The 13,906-nt window shown below is 68.8% G+C and carries 12 protein-coding genes; 11 read left to right on the top strand and 1 reads right to left on the bottom strand.

What is annotated here, in order from left to right; translation table 11 throughout:
• The first annotated feature begins 54 nt into the window (after positions 1-54).
• From V3328_RS19235 to V3328_RS19190, 10 genes are all read left to right on the top strand, one after another.
• Positions 55-2,835, top strand: a complete 2,781-nt coding sequence (locus V3328_RS19235) for a molybdopterin-dependent oxidoreductase (RefSeq protein WP_340331494.1) — start codon at positions 55-57, stop codon at positions 2,833-2,835.
• Positions 2,832-4,373, top strand: coding sequence for a 6-hydroxynicotinate reductase (locus V3328_RS19230; protein WP_340331336.1), 1,542 nt, complete (start codon positions 2,832-2,834; stop codon positions 4,371-4,373). Before V3328_RS19235 ends, V3328_RS19230 begins: the two co-directional genes overlap by 4 nt.
• Complete coding sequence (locus tag V3328_RS19225; protein ID WP_340331335.1) at positions 4,373-4,852, top strand: MarR family winged helix-turn-helix transcriptional regulator; 480 nt, start codon at positions 4,373-4,375, stop codon at positions 4,850-4,852. Before V3328_RS19230 ends, V3328_RS19225 begins: the two co-directional genes overlap by 1 nt.
• A 137-nt stretch (positions 4,853-4,989) precedes the next feature.
• The gene (locus tag V3328_RS19220) at positions 4,990-5,904 is read left to right on the top strand and encodes a UPF0280 family protein (protein ID WP_340331334.1); all 915 of its coding nucleotides are present in this window, start codon (positions 4,990-4,992) and stop codon (positions 5,902-5,904) included.
• On the top strand, positions 5,901-6,482 hold the full coding sequence (locus tag V3328_RS19215; protein ID WP_340331333.1) for an amino acid synthesis family protein: 582 nt from the start codon (positions 5,901-5,903) through the stop codon (positions 6,480-6,482). The genes V3328_RS19220 and V3328_RS19215 overlap by 4 nt, the downstream gene beginning before the upstream one ends.
• Positions 6,483-6,685: 203 nt before the next feature.
• Positions 6,686-7,996 (top strand): ABC transporter substrate-binding protein, encoded by a 1,311-nt coding sequence (locus tag V3328_RS19210; RefSeq protein WP_340331332.1) that lies wholly within the window; start codon positions 6,686-6,688, stop codon positions 7,994-7,996.
• A 240-nt stretch (positions 7,997-8,236) separates the two neighbouring features.
• Positions 8,237-9,118 (top strand): branched-chain amino acid ABC transporter permease, encoded by an 882-nt coding sequence (locus V3328_RS19205; protein WP_340331331.1) that lies wholly within the window; start codon positions 8,237-8,239, stop codon positions 9,116-9,118.
• 23 nt (positions 9,119-9,141) lie between these two features.
• Entirely contained in the window at positions 9,142-10,110 is a 969-nt protein-coding gene (locus V3328_RS19200) for a branched-chain amino acid ABC transporter permease (RefSeq protein WP_340331493.1), read from the top strand.
• The gene (locus V3328_RS19195) at positions 10,098-10,841 is read left to right on the top strand and encodes an ABC transporter ATP-binding protein (protein WP_340331330.1); all 744 of its coding nucleotides are present in this window, start codon (positions 10,098-10,100) and stop codon (positions 10,839-10,841) included. Before V3328_RS19200 ends, V3328_RS19195 begins: the two co-directional genes overlap by 13 nt.
• 2 nt (positions 10,842-10,843) lie before the next feature.
• Positions 10,844-11,545, top strand: a complete 702-nt coding sequence (locus V3328_RS19190; RefSeq protein ID WP_340331329.1) for an ABC transporter ATP-binding protein — start codon at positions 10,844-10,846, stop codon at positions 11,543-11,545.
• A 106-nt stretch (positions 11,546-11,651) separates the two neighbouring features.
• Here the strand turns inward: V3328_RS19190 and pncA are convergent, their stop codons facing one another.
• Complete coding sequence (pncA, locus tag V3328_RS19185; protein ID WP_340331328.1) at positions 11,652-12,284, bottom strand: bifunctional nicotinamidase/pyrazinamidase; 633 nt, start codon at positions 12,282-12,284, stop codon at positions 11,652-11,654.
• 164 nt (positions 12,285-12,448) lie between these two features.
• Here pncA and V3328_RS19180 point away from each other — a divergent pair, with 164 nt between their 5' ends.
• The gene (locus V3328_RS19180) at positions 12,449-13,891 is read left to right on the top strand and encodes a hypothetical protein (protein WP_340331327.1); all 1,443 of its coding nucleotides are present in this window, start codon (positions 12,449-12,451) and stop codon (positions 13,889-13,891) included.
• The last annotated feature ends 15 nt before the right edge of the window (positions 13,892-13,906 follow it).

Below are 13,906 nucleotides of genomic sequence, written 5' to 3'. Positions count from 1 at the left end.
CCCAGGGCCCACGGCACCGCGGACACGATCTGAAATAGACGGGAGGGCGGCGTGATGCTCGACAAGGCGCCCCTGCAGACGTCGACCGTCCGCCTCACCGTCAACGGCGAGACCGTCACCGTCGCCGCCGATCCGTTCGCGAGCCTCGCCAGCACGCTGCGCGATAAGCTCGGGCTGACCGGCACCAAGATCGGCTGCGACGCCGGCGACTGCGGCGCCTGCACCGTCCGGCTCGACGGCGAGCAGGTCTGCGCCTGCCTCGTCTCCACCGGCCAGGCCGAGGGCGGGCAGATCGAGACCGTCGAGGGGCCGGGCCCGGACGGTCTCACCGAGACACTGCGCAAGGCATTCCTCGCCCACGGCGCGGCGCAGTGCGGGATCTGCACGCCCGGCATGCTGATGGCGGCGACCGACCATCTCGCCCGCCATCCGCGCACCAGCCGCGCCGAGGTCGAGAACGCGCTCGGCGGCGTGCTGTGCCGCTGCACCGGCTACCTGAAGATCGTCGACGCGATCATGGCGGTGGCCGACGGCCAGGTCATCGAGACGCCCCGGGCAGACGGCGGCAACGCCGTCGGCGCGCGCATCGCCCGCGTCGACGGCTGGCCCAAGGTCGCCGGCACCGACCTGTTCGGCGCCGACGACGCCCCTGTCGATGCGCTGTGGCTGCGCGTCGTCCGCTCGCCCCATGCCCGCGCCGCCTTCACCCTCGGCGATCTCGATACCGTCGTTGCCGCGACGCCGGGCCTGGAGGCGATCCTGACGCACGAGGACGTGCCGGGCGAGAACCGGTTCGGCATCTTCCCCAACACCCGCGACCAGCCGGTGTTCGCCGAAGGCCATGTCCGGTTCCGCGGCGAGGCGGTGATCGGGCTGGTCGGCACCAGGGAGGCCGTCGCCGCGCTGAGCGACGCCGACCTGCCGATCGAATGGCAGGTGCTTCCGCCGGTCACCGGCGTCGAGGCGGCCCTGGCGCAGGGCGCTCATGCGGTCCATTCCGACAAGCCCGACAACGTGCTGGCCGGCGGACTGCTGGTCTGCGGAGACGTTGAGGCTGTCCGCGGCGGCGCGGCGGCGGTCGCCGAGGGCCGCTTCGAGACCAGCTACGTCGCCCACGCCTACATCGAGCCGGAGGCCGGATACGCGGAGCCGGTCGGCGACCGGATGGAGGTCACCTGCTGCACGCAGGCGCCCTACATGGACCTCGGCGAGACCGCCCGCGTCCTCGGCGTCGACGAATCCAGGGTCCGCATCCGGCCGACTGCCTGCGGCGGCGGCTTCGGCGGCAAGCTCGACGTCTCGGTGCAACCGCTGCTCGCCGTCGCGGCGCGCAAGACCGGCAGGCCGGTCCGCATGGTCTACACCCGCACCGAGTCCATGGCCTCCTCGCCGAAGCGCCATCCCGGCAAGCTGTGGGCGCGGTCCTCCGCCGACAGCGAGGGCCGGCTGATCTCCTACGAGCTCGAAGGCGACTTCAACACCGGCGCCTATGCCTCCTGGGGTCCGACGGTCGCCGGCCGCGTTCCCGTGCACGGGTCCGGCCCCTACCGGGTGCCGAACGTCCGCAACCGGGCGCGCGCCATCTACACCAACGAGACCCCGGCGGGCGCCTTCCGCGGCTTCGGCATCCCGCAGGCAGCAATCGCCCACGAGACCCTGCTCGACGACCTCGCCGGGATGCTCGGCATCGACCGCTGGCAGATCCGCCGCACCAATGCCATCGCCGCCGGCGACACCACGCCGTCCGGCCAGTTGCTGGAGGCCTCCGCCGGCCTGCCGCAGTGCCTCGACGCGCTGAAGGGCGACTGGGACGCGGCGAACGAGCGGGTCGCAAGGTTCAACGCGGCGTCGGACGGCCGCCGGCGGCGCGGCGTCGGCATCGGCTGCATGTGGTACGGCTGCGGCAACACCTCGGTCGCCAACCCCTCGACCATGCGGATCACGCTGTCGAAGGACGGCCGCCTGACCTTCTTCAACGGCGCGGTCGACATCGGCCAGGGTTCGTCCACCGTGCTTTTGCAGATGGCGGCCGACGCGCTCGGCATCGCCACCGACCGCTTCGACATGGTGGTCGGCGACACCGACCTGACCGCCGACGCCGGCAAGACCTCGGCATCGCGCCAGACCTACGTGTCGGGCAACGCCTCGCGGCTCGCCGGCGAGGACCTCCGGGCAAAGATCCTCAAGCTCGCCAATGCCGGCCCCGACGCCCGGCTGTCGATCGACGGCGGCACCCTCACCATCGCCGACGGCCAGGCCTCGCGCAGCATCGACCTGTCGACGCTCGCGGCAGACGCGGAGGGCTACGTCCTCCAAGGCACCGGCACCTGGGACCCGCCGACCACCATGCTCGACGAGAACGGCCAGGGCATTCCCTACGGCACCTACGGCTTCGCCGCGCAGATGGCCGAGGTCGAGGTCGACATGCGGCTCGGGACGCTGAAGGTGATCGAGATCGTCGCCGCCCACGACGTCGGCCGCGCGGTCAACCCGACGCTTACCGAGGGCCAGATCCACGGCGGCATCGCCCAGGGCCTGGGGCTGGCGCTGATGGAGGAATTCGTGCCGGGCCGCACCGAGAACCTGCACGACTACCTGATCCCGACCTTCGGCGACATGCCCCCGATCCGCACCTACCTGATCGAGGATCCCGAACCGACCGGCCCGTTCGGCGCCAAGGGCGTCGGCGAGCCGGCGCTGGTCGCCACGCCGCCGGCGATCCTCGGCGCGATCCGGCACGCGACCGGCGTCACTGTCCGCAAGGTCCCCGTCCTGCCGCACCGGCTCTGGCAGTCGCTGCAGGACAGCCCGCAGCCGAAGGAGGCTGCCGAATGACCACGATCGAAAACAAGCCGCCCGCGACCGCAAGCGACCGTCTGTCCGCCGCCGCCCGCTCGAAGCAGTTCGGCGCCGCCGAGGACGGCGGCATCATCCGCTGCGACGCCTGTCCGGTCCTGTGCCGCATCAAGCCGGGCCGCGCCGGCGCCTGCGACCGCTACGCCAACGAGGACGGGCACCTGGTCCGCGTCGATCCCGTGCTGCTTCTGGAGAAGACCGTGGAGAGCGGCGGCGACGTCGTCGCCTTCGCGGAGAAGGAGTGGAACGGCGAACTTCTCGATCCCGCCCGCACCTTCGTCACGGGTGTCGGGTCCGGCACCACCTATCCCGACTACAAGCCCGCCCCCTTCATCGTCGCCGCAGAGCACCGCGGCGTGGATACGGTCACCGTGGTGACCGAGGGCATCTTCAGCTACTGCGGCGTCAAGGTGAAGATCGACACCGACCGGCATCTCGGCCCCGAGACCGCGCCGGTCCGCGTCAACGGCGAGCAGGTCGGCCACGTCACCACCGCCGAATACGGCTCGCAGATGCTGTCGATCGGCGGCGTGCGGCACCTGACCGGCGGCTCCAAGAAGGAAGGCAACGTCACCTGCCGGTCGATGCTCGCCCTGTGCGCCGGCGAGCCGGTGACGATGACCATCGAGGGCGGCCACGAGGTCGTCGTCCAGGCCGGCCACGCCCCGATCGTCGACGGCCATCCCGAAGAGCGCATGCGGGTCGGCTGCGGCTCCGCGACGGTCGGCATCTTCGCCAGGCAGTGGCTCGGCCACGCCGACGAGGTGATCGTCGTCGACGACCACATCACCGGCGTGCTGACCGAGCACCAGGCCGGCAAGGTACTGGAGATGCCCGCTGCCGGCATCCGGGTGCGCGGCCGCCGGTCGACGCCTGGGCGCTACTTCCAGGTCGCCGAGCCCGGCCTCGGCTGGGGCGGCACCGACATCACCGATCCGCTCGATATCATCTCGAAAATCGACCCGGAGACGGCCTGGCCCGGTCTGCGCCTGCTGATGACCTCGACCACCGGGGAGGACGCGCTCTACTGCATTCTGGACGAAAACCTGATCCCGGTTCCGACCGAGATGCCGGCCGAGATCCGCACCGTCGTCGACCGGATCGGCGAGAACTGCGAGCCGTCGCTGTGCTCGGTGCTGTTCATGGCCGGCGCCGGCGGGTCGCTGCGGGCCGGCGTGACGGAGAACCCGGTGCTGCTGACCCGCTCGGTCGCGAAGGGCGAGACGCGCGTTACCATGGGCGGCGCACCGGTCTACCTGTGGCCGGGAGGCGGCATCACGGTCATGGCCGACGTCACCCGCATGCCGAAGGGCGCCTTCGGATACGTGCCGACACCTGCGATCGTGGCGCCGATGGAGTTCACCCTGCCCGCCGACCTGTACGACCGCCTCGGCGGCCACAGCGGCGATGCAGTGACGATCGAGGACATTCTCGCCGCGGTCGCACCTGATGCACGGATCGAGGCGTGGCCTGGCGCGAATCCGTGGCCGTTCGACTCCGACGAGGACAAGCGCTGATGGCGCCGACGCCCAAACCCGTCGCGAATGCGCGACCGGCCGAGGATCCGGCAGGCGATCCGTCCGGGTACCGGCTGGAGGACCAGATCGGATTCGTCCTGCGCCAGGCGCACCAGCGCGCCACTGGCATCTTCAACTCGGTGATGTCGGGCTACAAGGTCACCCCGACCCAGTTCGCCGCGCTCGCCAAGCTCGACGACCTCGGCCGCGTCTCCCAGAACGAACTCGGCCGCCTCACCGGCATGGACCCGGCGACGATCTGGGGCGTCGTCAGCCGCCTGGTGAAGCAGGGCCACGTGGTCCAGTCGCCCGATCCCGACGACGCCCGGCTGGTGATGCTGGAGCTGACCGCGTCCGGCAGAACCGCTACGGCCGGCATGAAGGCGATCGGTGCGGAGGTCTCGAAGGAGACGCTGGCGGGCTTCACGGACGCCGAGACCGAACAGCTCATATCGCTCCTCAACAGGCTGGGGCGGTAGGATGACCGAGCTGGTGCTCTCCCGCAAACGTGTTCCCCTCTTCCGCTCATTCCCGCGAAAGCGGGAATCCAGCGCAAGGATCCCGGCGCAGCCGCCGCTCTGGCCCCCCGCTTTCGCGGGGGTGAGCGGAGAGTAGGATGGGCGCGCCAACCAACTCGCCGGCAACGGGTGGCGGGGGATTCCTGGAATCTCCCCGGATCCATCCCCTCTCCGGCGGCAGGCTTCGGCTCATCCACGGACCGATCGATGTCGTGCTGAAGGCCTGGGGCGATGCAGCCGCCGTGGCGGAAGCCCATCGCGCCGTGGCACTCCGCTTCGGGACGATCCTTCCGGAACTCTGCGGCGAACTCGACCGGCTGCGGGCGCCGATCGGCGGCGGCGCGGCACCCGAGACCCCGGTCGGGCGGCGGATGCACGCGGCCTGCCTGCCCTTTGCCGGCACCTTCGTCACGCCGATGGCCGCGGTCGCCGGGTCGGTCGCCGACGAACTGCTTGCCGCCATGCTGGATGCCTCCGGCCTCGACAAGGCCTTCGTCAACGACGGCGGCGACATTGCGGTGCATTGCGCGCCCGGCCACACGCTCGATATCGGCGTCGCCGGCGACTTCGGGGGCGGCACGATGCCGGGCCTCAACGGGCTGCTCCGCATCGACGCGCAGGCGGGCATCGGCGGCGTTGCGACGTCGGGCGCGCGCGGGCGTTCGTTCTCGCTTGGCATAGCCGATTCCGTCACCGTGCTCGCCGGGACCGCCGCTGCCGCCGACGTCGCGGCGACCTTGATCGCCAATGCCGTCGACACCGACCATCCGGCCATCGTCCGGCAGCGGGCCCGCGACATCGCCCCCGACAGCGACCTCGGCGACAGGCTCGCCACGGTGGCGGTCGGCGACCTGCCGCCGGCGTCCGCCGACGCCGCCCTGGAGGCCGGGCGCGCCTATGCGGGCCGGCTCGCCGGCAGGGGCCTTATCGTCGACGCCGCCCTGATGCTGCAGGGCCGGTCGGTCGTCCTTGATACACAGAAGAGCAAGCTGCCGAAGGGGAGAGCCGCATGAGCGTGAACGTCCGCAAGATCGTCGTCGCCGTCGAGGACATCTGGCACGACGGCGGGCCGCCGCTCTCCGAACCGGTCCGCAAGGGCTACGTCGCCTGCGTCATCGCCAATCCCTTCGCCGGGCGCTACGAGCCGGACATCCAGGGGTTCATGGACGACCTCAAGCCGATGGGGCTCGAGTGCTCGAAGCGCCTCGTCGCGGCGCTCGGCGGCGATGTCGGACGCATAGAGGCCTACGGCAAGGGGTCGCTGGTCGGCGTCAACGGCGAGATCGAGCACGGGGCGCTCTGGCACGTCCCGGGCGGCTACGCGATGCGCGAACTGCTGGGCCAGGCGCTGGCGATCGTGCCGTCGTCGGCCAAGCTCGGGGCGATGGGCACCGCCATCGACATCCCGATCCACCACAAGGACGCCTGCTACGTGCGCAGCCACTTCGACGCCATCACCGCCTTCGTCGCCGACGCACCGCGCCCGGACGAACTGATGTTCGTGCTGGCGATGACGACCGGCGGCCGTCCGCACGCGCGCGTCGGCGGGCTGGAGGCGTCGGCAATATCCAGGTGGGACGGTCAGAGGTGAGGCCCCGCTGACACGCAACGATCGACGCCGGTGGAGGAGCCGGCCTGTCTGCCGGAGACAACCAGGAGGAGACAAGGAGCAACTTCCGAAGATCGAAGAAATCTGTTCGTATACCAACAGTTCCGCACGGGGGCGGGACATGCCGGACGAAGAAGGCCGGCAGTCCGGAATCACAGCGACCCCGCAACAGAGGGAATGGCAACATGAATGATACCAAGAGGTCCAGGGCCCGTAGGAACGGGAGCGGCCTGATCACACGGCGCACGGCGCTGCAGGGGATGGGTGCGGCGGGGCTCCTGGCCGCGTCGCCGGGCATGGTCCGATACGCCCAGGCGCAGACATCCGAGCCGCTGAAGATCGGCTTCCAGGTCCATCGGACCGGCATCGGCGCGGCCTACGGCCGCTGGTACGAGCGCGTCACCAACGCCGCCGTCGCCCAGATCAACGCCAATGGCGGCATCGCCGGCCGGCAGGTCCAGATCATCGCCGAGGACGACGGCACCGATCCCAAGCGTGGCGCCGAGGTGGTGGAGAAGTTCGCCACCCAGCACAATGTCGACCTCGCCTTCGGCACGCTGTTCTCGCACGTCGTGATGGGCTCGGCGCCGCGGGCCGGCGAACTGAAGCTGCCCTACTACGTCGTGTCCGAGGGCTATCACGTCTCCTCGGGCGCGCTGAATCGCTACACCTTCCAGCCGGGCATCACCGACGTGCGCTCGCAGGTCTCGTCGATGGCGCCCTGGGTCGCCGGCAATCTCGGCAAGAAGGTCACCATGATCTTCCCGGACTACGCCTTCGGCCACGACCACCGCGACTACTTCTCCGCGGCGATGAAGGCGCAGGGCGGCGAGATCGTCGAGCTGATCCCGATCCCGCCGACGGAAACCTCCTACACCAAATACTTCCCGAAGATCCCGTCCTCGACCGAGGTGCTCTACCACGTCATGGTGGGTCCGGGCGTGCTGACCTTCGTCAAGGAACTCGGCGAGTTCTACGGCGGCAACCGGCCGGAGATCTTCGGCTTCATCGACTCGCTCGAAGCCGTGCCGCTCGACAGCCCGGGCCTCGAGTTCCTCGAGGGCACCTACTTCTGGGAGGGCTATCCGCGCTACGTCCAGGAGGACCAGACGCCCTACGACAAGTTCTACCGCGAGCAGGTCGGGGTGAACGACGAAGGGGCCAGCACCAGCGATCCCAAGGACATCTCGACCTATTCGCACATGTTCGGCTGCTGGGAGACCCTCTACATCATCAAGCAGGCGATCGAGGCGTCTGGCTACAAGGGCAAGGACGACACCGCCGCGCTGATCGAGGCGACCGAGGCGATCACCGACATCCCCTGGGACAACGAGCACCCGCAGGGCGACAAGGTGTTCAACGGCAAGATGCACCAGGTGTTCGGCCACCAGAACATCTCGCAGGTCACCGACACCAGGCTCGTCCGCGTGCACCGCACCTCGATCGAGGACGGCATGTACGAGAACGACACCGACTACACGAAGATGTCGCTGTAGGTCGGGTTCGAATGGTCGGGGAGGTCCCGAGGTTCACGGGCCTCCCCATGCGGTGGATGTCACAGTCTCCGGCCATCCTTCGAGACGCGGCGTTGCCGCTCCTCAGGTTGAGGGCGGAGTTTGTTGCCGCCTTCGCAACACGAAAGACCTCATGGTGAGGAGGGCTCGCCAGAGCCCGTCTCGAACCATGTGCGACTGGCCCTAGTCCCGCCCCCAACCGTCAAGACGAGCGAACCCAACGTGGATTTCGGACCCTATCTCTTCCTCGCCACGCTCGAAGGCACCGTCAACGCGGCAGTGCTGGCGCTGACCGCGCTCGGTCTGTCGCTGGTGTTCGGCGTGATGCGTGTCGTCAACGTCGCGCATGGCGAGTTCTTCATGCTCGGCGCGGTGCTCGCCTGGTGGTTCGCGAGCCTCGTCGCCGGCAGTCCGGCGCTCGGCTTCCTGATCGCGCTCGTCCTCAGCCCGATCGTCGTGGGTGCCGTCGCCATCGTCTGCGAGCGGCTGGTGCTGAAGCGCATCAACTACGACCCCGAGGCCACCATCGTCGCCACGATCGGCATCCTCTACATCATCCAGCAACTGGCCCTGACCTTCTACGGCTCCGACGCGCGGCCGGTGGAGCCGCCGGTCCATTTCCGGGTGCTGTTCCCGTGGTTCGGCTACTCCGGATACAAGCTGGTGGTGGTCGGTGCCTCGGTGGCGCTGCTGCTGCTGACCTGGTTCGTGCTGACGCGCACCAGGCTCGGGCTGGTCATGCGGGCAACCCAGTACGACCGCGAGACCGCGCAGGCCTTCGCCATTCCCGTCGACAAGGTCTATGCGATCGTCTTCGCCATCGGCGCGATGCTGGCGGCGACGGCGGCGGTGCTGATCGTGCCGATCCAGCAGGCCCACTACCTGATGGGCGGCGATCCGCTGCTGCTCTCGTTCATCGTCGTGATCATCGGCGGCCTCGGCTCGATCGTCGGAACCGTGGTGGCCGCCGTCATCATCGGGCTGAGCGACGGCATCATCTCGGTGTTCTTCTCGCCGACGCTCGCCAAGATCCTGGCGACGCTGCTGGTCGCCCTCGTCCTCATCGTGCGCCCGCAGGGCCTGTTCGGAAAGGTGCCGCGATGAGCCTTGGCGAAACCGCCGCGGCGATGCCGGCGCGGCGCGGCATCCTCGACCGGGTCGTGCTTCTCCACCTCGCCGTGCTGGCGGCGCTGTTCGCCGCCCAGTTCGTCATCGGCGACTACCAGCACCTGAGCGTCGCCCGGATCATGGTGCTGGCCACCTACGCCGTCGGCTACAACATCCTGTTCGGCTACACCGGGCTGCTCAGCCTCGGCCATGCGATGTTCTTCTCTGCCGGCCTCTACGGTGCCGGCCTGACGGCGTCCCTGCTGGCCTTTGGCGCACCGGAGGCATTCCTTGCGGGCATCGTCGCGGGCCTCGTGCTGTCGGCTGTCATGGGGCTGATCATCCTGAGGACGAGCGGCGTCTCCTTCATGATCGTCACCATGATGTTCGCCCAGGCCGGCTACCTGATCATCCTGTATTTCGGCGAGTTCACCCGCGGCGACGAGGGCATCGTGCTCACCGGCGACATCCGCACCGCCCACCTGTTCGGGTTCGCCCTCGACCTGACCAGCGCTACGGTCCGCTACAACGTCGCGCTGGTGCTGCTCGCGGTCTGCGTCCTCCTGTGTCTTGCCCTCGTCCGCTCGCCGATCGGCCGCATCCTGGTGGCGATCCGCGAGAACGAGGAACGCGCCCGGATGCTCGGCTACGACACATTCCGCAACAAGCTGCTGGCCCTGGTGATTTCCGGGACCATCTCCGCGGCGGCGGGTGCGGCCTACGGCCTGCTGTTCGCCTATGTCGGCGCCACCTTCGCCTCGATCCAGTACTCGATCCTGCCGCTGCTGTGGGTGCTGCTCGGCGGCGTCGGCACCGTGCTCGGCCCGATCGTCGGCACGCTCCTGATGTTCTACCTGGTCGACTTCACCAGCGGCTACACGTCGGCCTACATGCTGGTCGTCGGCGTCGCCCTGGTGGCGCTGGTCATCTGGTTCCCGAAGGGCCTGCTCGGCACCTTGCGCGAAAAGGTCCTGCCATGGCTGCCGTGACGCTTCTGTCCACCGACGGGCTGTGCCGCCATTTCGGCGGCCTGCGCGCCGTCGACGGCGTCGACTTTTCGCTGAACCGGGGCGAGGTCCGCGCGATCATCGGGCCGAACGGCGCCGGCAAGACCACCTTCGTCAGCCTGATCTGCGGCCGCATCCTGCCGTCGTCCGGCAGCATCACCTTCGAGGGTCGAAACATCTCCGCCCTGCCCGCCCACAGGAGGGTCGAGCTGGGCATCGCCTACACGTTCCAGATCACCTCGATCTTCGGCAACCTCAGCGTCTTCGACAACGTCGCACTCGCCGTCCAGAACAGCATGCACCGGGCAGGCGGCTCCTTCTTCTGGCTCGACGAAGCGCAGATGCGGCGGCGCATCTTCGAGGCGCTCGACCATGTCGGTCTCGACGACCGCCACGACGTCAAGGCCTCGGCCCTCTCATACGGTCACCAGCGCCTCCTGGAAGTCGCGATGGGGCTTGCCCTGTCGCCGAAGCTGCTGATCCTCGACGAGCCGACGCAGGGGCTGTCCGACGCCGAGATCGCAGGCTTCTGCAAGCTCGTGCGCAGCATCGCCGAGGACGCCACCGTCCTCCTCATCGAGCACAACATGGACGTCGTCATGGAGGTTGCCGGGCGGATCACGGTGATGAACAACGGCACCATCCTGTCGGAGGGCACGCCGGCCGAGATCCGCGACGACGAAGCCGTCCAGCACGCCTACCTGGGGACCTGAGGATGCTGGAGGTCAGAGGCATCGATGCCTTCTACGGCGAGGTTCAGGTCCTCCGCGACCTGTCGCTGTCGGTGAACGCCGGCGAGGTCCTGTGCATGCTCGGGCGCAACGGCGCCGGCAAGACCACCACGCTGAAGGCGATCATGGGCCTCGTCAGGCCCCGCTCCGGCGCCGTCGTGCTGGACGGCACCGACCTGTCGCGGCTGCCGGCCCACGAGGTCCCGCGCCACGGCGTCGCCTACGTGCCGCAGGGCCGACGGCTGTTCGCCGAACTCACCGTCGCCGAGAACCTCGAGATCGGCCTGATGGCGCGGCACAAGGACCGCGACACGCTCGACCGCACCCTCGCGCTGTTCCCGGTCCTGAAGGAGCGGATGAAGCAGCGTTCCGGCACGCTGAGCGGCGGCGAGCAGCAGATGCTGGCGATGGCCCGGGCGCTCTGCCTGGAACCGAAGGTGCTGCTGCTCGACGAGCCGACCGAGGGTCTGATGCCCTCGATGATCGCGACGATCCGGGACTCCGTCTCGCAGTTGCGCGATCAGGGTGTCGCCGTCATCCTGGTCGAGCAGCGCGTCGATGCCGTCCTCCCGGTGGCGGACCGGGTCGCGTTCGTCGAGAACGGCCGGGTGCGCGATACAGTCGACGTGGAGACCCTGCGCGGCGACCTCTCGCTGGTCCACAAATACGTCGGCGTCGGGCATTGAATGCACCGGGCTGGAAAGCCCGTAGCCTGGATGAAGCGAAGCGCAATCCGGGACCGCCTGCAACCATTGCGCTGCGCTCTGTACGGGCTGCGGCAGGAGATCCTCGTCAGGCCGCGATCGCCCCGGACCTGGTGAGAACGACCCCCGCCTCGCGCATCTGCTGTTCGGCCGCCGCAAGCGATCCGTTGAGGTCGATCGCGCGGCTGGCATCGACGACCACCGAGACCTCGAAGCCGAGCCGGGCCGCGTCGAGCGCGGAATAGGCGACGCAGAAATCCGTGGCGAGGCCGGTCAGCACCAGCTTGCTCAGGCCGCGTTCGCGCAGGTAGCCGGCAAGGCCCGTCGGCGTCGTGCGGTCGTTCTCGAAGAAGGCCGAATAGCTGTCGATGCCCGGCCGGAAGCCCTTGCGGATGATGAGCTGCGCCTTGTCCCAGGCGAGATCCGGGTGGAAATCGGCGCCGCTCGTGCCCTGGATGCAATGATCCGGCCACAAGGTCTGCTCGCCATAGTGCATCTGCACCGATCCGAACGGCTCCCTGTCCTCGTGGCGGGAGGCGAAACTCGAGTGACCCTCGGGATGCCAGTCCTGGGTCAGGATCACGTGCTCGAACTGCGTGATGAGCTCGTTTATCAACGGGACGACCTCGTGCCCGTCCCCCACCGCCAGTGCGCCGCCGGGGCAGAAGTCGTTCTGCACGTCGATCACGATGAGGGCGGTGTTGTCGTCGATCGAGGCCATCGAACTGCTCCATGGGATACGGACGCGGAAACGATAGGCAGGTCGCCCGGTCAGATCAATGCGTGCGTCCGCGCCGGACGCGTTGCAGCCGTTCGTTCCCGGATGATAGCTTCGCCCGGTACTTCCAGCGGCGGGGGCACGGCGGAGTTGGGCGGCTGCATCTGATGAGTTTTCGGGGGCTCGGCGCCGCGGCAGCCGGCGCTGTCGTGGTTGCCTTGATGCTGTGTCCTGACGGGCCCGCCCTGGCGCACACCAGCCAGCGCGCCTTCGTCCTGCTGCTCCCCACCGGCTACTACATGACGGCCGGCGCGCTGGCGGTCGGCGCGACCTTCCTGCTGCTCGCCTTCATGCCCAAGGGCATCTCGGACAGGATTGCCAAGGCCCGCCTCCGGCTGTTCTCGGTCGCGCCGCCGACGCCTGTACCCACCAGCCTGCTCGCCTTCCTGTTCCTGGCGTTCCTCGTTGCCGTCGGCATCTGGGGCAACCGGGATCCCCTCGAGAACCCCCTGCCACTGACGATCTGGACGCTCTGGTGGATCGTCTTCACCATCCTGACCGCGGTCTTCGGCAATCTGTGGGTCTATCTCAATCCCTGGAGCGGACCCGCCCGGCTCTTGCTTGCCGCCCTGGGTAGGTCTTCCGCCGCCCCGCCCCTGACCTATCCCAAGCGGCTCGGCTTCGCCCCGGCGATCCTGCTGTTCCTCGCCTTCGCTCTGTTCGAGCAGGTCGACATCGCCCCGGCGGATCCCGAACGGCTGGCGATTGCGGTCGCCGCGTACTGGCTCGTGAACTTCGGTGCCGTGCTGTTGTTTGGAGAAAAAGCCTGGTTCCGGTACGGCGAGCCGTTCGGCATCTTCTTCCGGTTCGTCTCCCGTCTGTCGCCGCTGGTCTGGGAACCGGATGCCGGGCAGACCGGCAGACGGCGCCTGTCGCTGGCGATGCCGGGCGCTGCCCTGCTCGACCGCCCGCCGCTGCCGCTGTCGGGCACCGTGTTCGTGCTGCTGACGCTGACGCTGGAAACCTTCGACGGGCTCTCCGACACGTTCTGGTGGATGGGCGTCAACGACATCAACCCGCTCGAATTTCCGGGCCGCTCCGCCGTGGTGTGGATCAACACCGTCGGCCTGCTGGCGTCCTGGGCCGTTCTGACGGCCGCGTATGTCGCCACGGTCGGCCTTGGCTGGCTGATCGCCGGGCGGCCTGGATCGCTGGCGGCGCTGCTCGGTTCCCTCGTCTTCTCGATCATGCCGATTGCGCTGGCGTTCCACTTCTCGCACTACCTGACCGTCGTCCTGGTCGATCTGCAATACGCCTACGCCGCCGCATCCGATCCGCTGGGTACGGGCGCCAACCTGCTCGGCCTGCAGGACTTCCGCGTCACCACGTCCTTCCTCAACACCCACGAGGGAACGAAGGCGATCTGGAACGCGCAAACCGCCGGTATCGTCGTCGGTCACATCCTCGGCATCCTTCTGGCACACGAGATCGCCTGCCGACTGATCGGCGACTACCGCGCCGCCGTCGTCAGCCAGGCGCCGCTGGCGCTCGTCATGGTGGCCTACACCCTGTTCGGCCTGTGGCTCCTGTCGACGCCGGTGGCAGGCTGACGGCCGCGGTCCGGC

It is taken from the genome of Microbaculum marinum (genome assembly GCF_037855135.1).
GTDB lineage: Bacteria > Pseudomonadota > Alphaproteobacteria > Rhizobiales > Tepidamorphaceae > Microbaculum > Microbaculum marinum.
Note: the sequence above shows the minus strand (reverse complement) of the source record. Positions and strands in the feature narration are given on the sequence as shown.

Excerpts from the sequence above, each read along its gene's own strand:
- V3328_RS19235 (WP_340331494.1), top strand. The coding sequence starts at position 55 with ATGCTCGACAAGGCGCCCCTGCAGACGTCGACCGTCCGCCTCACCGTC.
- V3328_RS19230 (WP_340331336.1), top strand. The coding sequence starts at position 2,832 with ATGACCACGATCGAAAACAAGCCGCCCGCGACCGCAAGCGACCGTCTG.
- V3328_RS19225 (WP_340331335.1), top strand. The coding sequence starts at position 4,373 with ATGGCGCCGACGCCCAAACCCGTCGCGAATGCGCGACCGGCCGAGGAT.
- V3328_RS19220 (WP_340331334.1), top strand. The coding sequence starts at position 4,990 with ATGGGCGCGCCAACCAACTCGCCGGCAACGGGTGGCGGGGGATTCCTG.
- V3328_RS19215 (WP_340331333.1), top strand. The coding sequence starts at position 5,901 with ATGAGCGTGAACGTCCGCAAGATCGTCGTCGCCGTCGAGGACATCTGG.
- V3328_RS19210 (WP_340331332.1), top strand. The coding sequence starts at position 6,686 with ATGAATGATACCAAGAGGTCCAGGGCCCGTAGGAACGGGAGCGGCCTG.
- V3328_RS19200 (WP_340331493.1), top strand. The coding sequence starts at position 9,142 with ATGCCGGCGCGGCGCGGCATCCTCGACCGGGTCGTGCTTCTCCACCTC.
- V3328_RS19195 (WP_340331330.1), top strand. The coding sequence starts at position 10,098 with ATGGCTGCCGTGACGCTTCTGTCCACCGACGGGCTGTGCCGCCATTTC.
- V3328_RS19190 (WP_340331329.1), top strand. The coding sequence starts at position 10,844 with ATGCTGGAGGTCAGAGGCATCGATGCCTTCTACGGCGAGGTTCAGGTC.
- pncA (WP_340331328.1), bottom strand. The coding sequence starts at position 12,284 with ATGGCCTCGATCGACGACAACACCGCCCTCATCGTGATCGACGTGCAG.
- V3328_RS19180 (WP_340331327.1), top strand. The coding sequence starts at position 12,449 with ATGAGTTTTCGGGGGCTCGGCGCCGCGGCAGCCGGCGCTGTCGTGGTT.